5 protein-coding genes are annotated in these 4357 nt (G+C 38.9%); all 5 read right to left on the reverse strand.

What is annotated here, in order from left to right; translation table 11 throughout:
* Nucleotides 1–1127: RHS repeat-associated core domain-containing protein (locus VB073_RS14490; RefSeq protein WP_323404909.1), on the reverse strand; the 1127-nt coding region annotated here is incomplete at its 3' end.
* 190 nt (nucleotides 1128–1317) lie between these two features.
* Nucleotides 1318–1629 carry a hypothetical protein gene (locus VB073_RS14495; RefSeq protein ID WP_323404910.1) on the reverse strand — a complete coding sequence of 104 codons (312 nt, stop codon included), beginning with the start codon at nucleotides 1627–1629 and terminating at the stop codon, nucleotides 1318–1320.
* Nucleotides 1630–1658: 29 nt separating this feature from the next.
* Nucleotides 1659–2258 (reverse strand): hypothetical protein, encoded by a 600-nt coding sequence (locus tag VB073_RS14500; protein ID WP_323404911.1) that lies wholly within the window; start codon nucleotides 2256–2258, stop codon nucleotides 1659–1661.
* Between the two features lie 96 nt (nucleotides 2259–2354).
* A complete protein-coding gene (locus tag VB073_RS14505; RefSeq protein ID WP_323404912.1) occupies nucleotides 2355–3005 on the reverse strand; it encodes a hypothetical protein in 651 nt (216 codons plus the stop codon).
* A 10-nt stretch (nucleotides 3006–3015) separates the two neighbouring features.
* Nucleotides 3016–4239 carry an RHS repeat-associated core domain-containing protein gene (locus VB073_RS14510; protein WP_323404913.1) on the reverse strand — a complete coding sequence of 408 codons (1224 nt, stop codon included), beginning with the start codon at nucleotides 4237–4239 and terminating at the stop codon, nucleotides 3016–3018.
* Nucleotides 4240–4357: the final 118 nt, after the last annotated feature.

Consider the following 4357-nt stretch of genomic DNA (forward strand, 5'->3'; position numbering starts at 1 on the left):
CCATCACCTGAAAAAGTAAACGTATTATTCACATTGTTTACTATTGCATTGAGTAACTTCTCCATATTGATGTTGCGACTATAAGAATTGTTATATAAAACTCCATTCACGGTAATATCATAATGATCATTCCCAAGACTGTCCGTTCTCCTGGTAATGTTCCAGTCCATCCCATTCGGATCGGTAATATTAACAGGATTATTTCCCACATACACATAGGGACTGAAAGATAAATACTTCTCCCCCATGGGATCCACCGTGAACCACCTTCCCAGTGCAGGATCGTAATGCCTCGCCCCGTAATCATACATGTCCAGGTCGAACTTGCGGTCGAGTTCCTTTCCGTTGTACTTGTAGCGTTGGATGGATGGCCGCGCCAGTTCGGAGAACACTCCCCCGAATGGATAGTAGTGGTTCACCTCCTCCACCGTGCCGGCCTGGTTGACCACCACCCGGTTGTTGCCCTGGTGGTCCTTCAGGTAGTAGTGGTAGACGGGCGTGGTGCCGGTGTCAATATACCCCTCGTCGGTAAGGAGCGTTGTCATCATGTTGTTATTGTACACCCTGTTTCCCGCATACTCCATCTTCGTGGGCTCCCCGTCGGACAGGTAGGCCACGCTCAGCTTGTTTCCCGCCGCGTCATAACCGTAGATGATGCTCCTGTTGCCGGAGAAGGTGATCACATTCGGCAAATTTAGTTCATTATATGTAATGGAGGTTATATTCCTGTTCAAATCTTTCGTTAAATTTCCATTGTAGTCATAGGTGTACTCGTTTGCGACATTGGCCCTGTCCACGAAATGGAAGGCTCCCTGGTAGGTGATGGGCGTAGTGACTGCGTCGGTGACCTTTGTGAGCCGGTTCCCCGCGTAGGTGCAGGTGAGGTTGTCCATCAGCCCGTAACTGTCCACCCCGTTCAGGTTCCCCCGCCGCTGCAGTGTGCCGATATTCCCCATCTTGTCGTTATAGGTGACGGTTTCGTTGAACCGGTTCAGATTGGTCGTGATGGCCGTACCCTCACCATAGGTTGCGGCGGTGAGGCGGTCCAGGCCGTCGTAGGAGAAGTTGTAGCCCCGCTCGGTGGTCTCGTCGCCCGATTTCCACTTCATGAAGAAAATCGAGTCCATATCCCTTATTTTGGATCCACCTCTGCCGCCATCCACCAATTTGAAACACAGATTTGTCACCTTTCCTTTTCAAGATTGGATACGAACATGGTACATGGTTCATAAAAAGATGTCGATTCAAATTTTCTATTGTATATAGGAATACCTACAAACAGACCGGTGTCCGGTTGAGTTTTGTCCATTCATATGGTCACTTGAAAACTTTTGTTCTAGTAAGTCTTCCATCTTCATCGTAGCATTTCCATTCTCCGTACTCAACTGAAAAATCAGATTCAGGGGCTTCGCCTTCACTCCACAAAAGCAACCCCTCATCCTGCTTGTTGCCGTTCGGGTAATAGAATACTGTATAACACTTATAATCAGTGATATATGATTTATCTTCACCTTCATTGGTAATTGGAAATGTATTTTTTGAAAAATCCTTGAAGACAAACCACAAATGCCCTGTCTCTGTAAAAAAATACCACTTCCCGCATCTCTTTCCCCCACAATATTCTCCCAAAGTTTGTAATCTCCCGTTCCCATTATAATTTATATGGGAGTATAGCCAAATCTGAATTTAGAAATCTTATTATTAATCAATTCACATTCAAAATAATATTCACACTCTCCATATTCCATAAATTCAGAATCCAAACTATTATGACAATACTTAATTTTATTGCCTGTACGAATATATTTCATACCTTTCAGTTTTTCCAATGTTTCAACAGGCATGCCTATATGAATATTATTTTCTGTGTGAAAATTTTGGTATTGTGTTACAATATGTGGAATATTAATCTTCTGTAATATACCATTAGATATTACACCAACCTTAAATTCGGAAAAATAAAAATCCCATGTTCCTTCGTGAATAATAGCCAACAAATACTCAGTCTTTGATGAATTCAAAAACAACACGAAAGGTTGTTCTTCTTTAAAAAAATCCAACTCTCCATCACGTATAATTGCATTAGTATCAAGATCTGAATTGAATAGAAAGGAAGATGAAATATCACATAATGATATTATTGAATTTATTGTAGTATCCGGAATAAATTCTATTTGCCCTAAAATCTTACAATTATGCATGAAGATAAATATAAGAATTACATATAATGGCCGAAATTGTGATTGATAATTTTTCATTTTCTCCTCCTTGGTTTGTTATGCCGTCATTCCCCATCCATATACTATCCATATTATAGTAATCTCCAAAACTTTCACCATTTGGATCAATATATCTCATAGATTATGTTTCAAAAATGTTTCAACAGTTTTGATTTGCTTCTTCTTATTACTAAGCTTGAGTCTATGAGAATCAAAAATCTTTTTTAAGGTTACTTCATCTATATAATTAAAATCACAACCATTGGCTACATCAGTCAAGATGGACTTCTTAATGTAGCCCTTATTCTTTTTATCAAGAAAATCAAGATATTGGTAAAAATAACCAGGATGATTAATAAAAAGATTATAATACATATCTGCCACAAATTCACCGACATATCCGTCAAGATTCTTTTTTTCTACTATATGTGTTATAAGAAATACTTTAAATGAAAGTATTTCTTTATTTTCTAGAGAATCTATCCTGCAGGATACTAATATATTAAAAAGCGAATCAATATTATTTATAGTAGGATATTTTTCGATATAAAATAAAATATTTGATTTTATTTTCTTCTTATTTCTTTCGATAAACTTATTTTTTTCAGCACATGAAAGAGAATCGAATATGACCAGTGTTGTATCATAATCAATTCTTTCAATTTGAGTTCCTTTCAAGTATTGAGACATATTCCTTGCTTGAAGAGTTAGCCCTTCCATTTTTGTAATTTGAACATTGTGAAAAACAATGATAAACAAAATGCATATTTTAATTATGTACTTCATAACATTTAATTTATTTACTATAAACTTTTATATTTGGATTTTGTCTTAACGCCCTTCTTATCCAGTTCTGCAAATCAAAATAGCTATTATCTTTATCTTCATCTTCATTATTTTTTTTCTTATTGTTGCTTCCAGGTACAAAAATTCTAGGATACTTGTACCCTGTATCCACCTCTATCAGGTCACCTATAACGTAAAAATAATTGCCCTTTTCTTCAGGATCATTAATTTCTAAATTTGCAGTTATTTTTTTTATTTCCAATATATCTTCATCATAAATTCTAATACAACCATGTGTCCTTTTTAACATTGATCCTTTCCCCTTACCGCCATAACCTTCTTGTCTTCCTCCGTGTAAATGTATACCATTGCGCAATCTAAGAGCCTCTCCTTCAATATAATTTAATTCAAGCACATCATTCGGGCCATATGCTCCTCTATCAATTTCAGTTAGCCTATTAGACCATCCTAATATTTCATAAGTCCCAGTTGGTGTATCTGCATAAGTTCGGGTACGATCCCTATGATTGAAGCTGTTTAGTTTATGATTGCTCCCTTCGACGCCAACAGTTGCTCTGAATACGATATTTCCTTTATTATCTGTTACATATAAAAAGCCATATCCAAAAGTCTCTCTATTTTTATGTACATGCACACGTACATCCCAGTTACCTCCGATATCAATTTTATTGATAGGATTATTTGAACAATAATGGTATAAGGTTAATCCAGGTTTAGCTTCCGCCATGGGATCCACCGTGAACCACCTTCCCAGTGCAGGATCGTAATGCCTCGCCCCGTAATCGAGCATGTCCAGGTCGAACTTGCGGTCGAGTTCCTTTCCGTTGTACTTGTAACGCTGGATGGATGGCCGCGCCAGTTCGGAGAACACTCCCCCGAATGGATAGTAGTGGTTCACCTCCTCCACCGTCCCGGCCTGGTTGACCACCACCCGGTTGTTGCCCTGGTGGTCCTTCAGGTGGTAGTGGTAGGCGGGTGTTGTGCCGGTATCAATATACCCCTCGTCGGTAAGGAGCGTTGTCATCATGTTGTTATTGTACACCCTGTTTCCCGCATACTCCATCTTCGTGGGCTCCCCATCGGACAGGTAAGCCACGCTCAGCTTGTTTCCCGCCGCGTCATAACCGTAGGTGATGCTCCTGTTACCCGAGAAGGTGATGACGCTTGGCAAATTTAGTTCATTATATGTAATGGAGGTTATATTCCTGTTCAAATCTTTCACCTTTATCCTACGGAAATTCTAACTGATGACACAACAATAAAATATCTTTTCATTTCCTTAATCCATCTCATTCATAAAACCATTCATCTTTTAAAAGAAGGACTGTTTC

This window comes from Proteiniphilum sp., assembly GCF_034927365.1.
GTDB lineage: Bacteria > Bacteroidota > Bacteroidia > Bacteroidales > Dysgonomonadaceae > Proteiniphilum.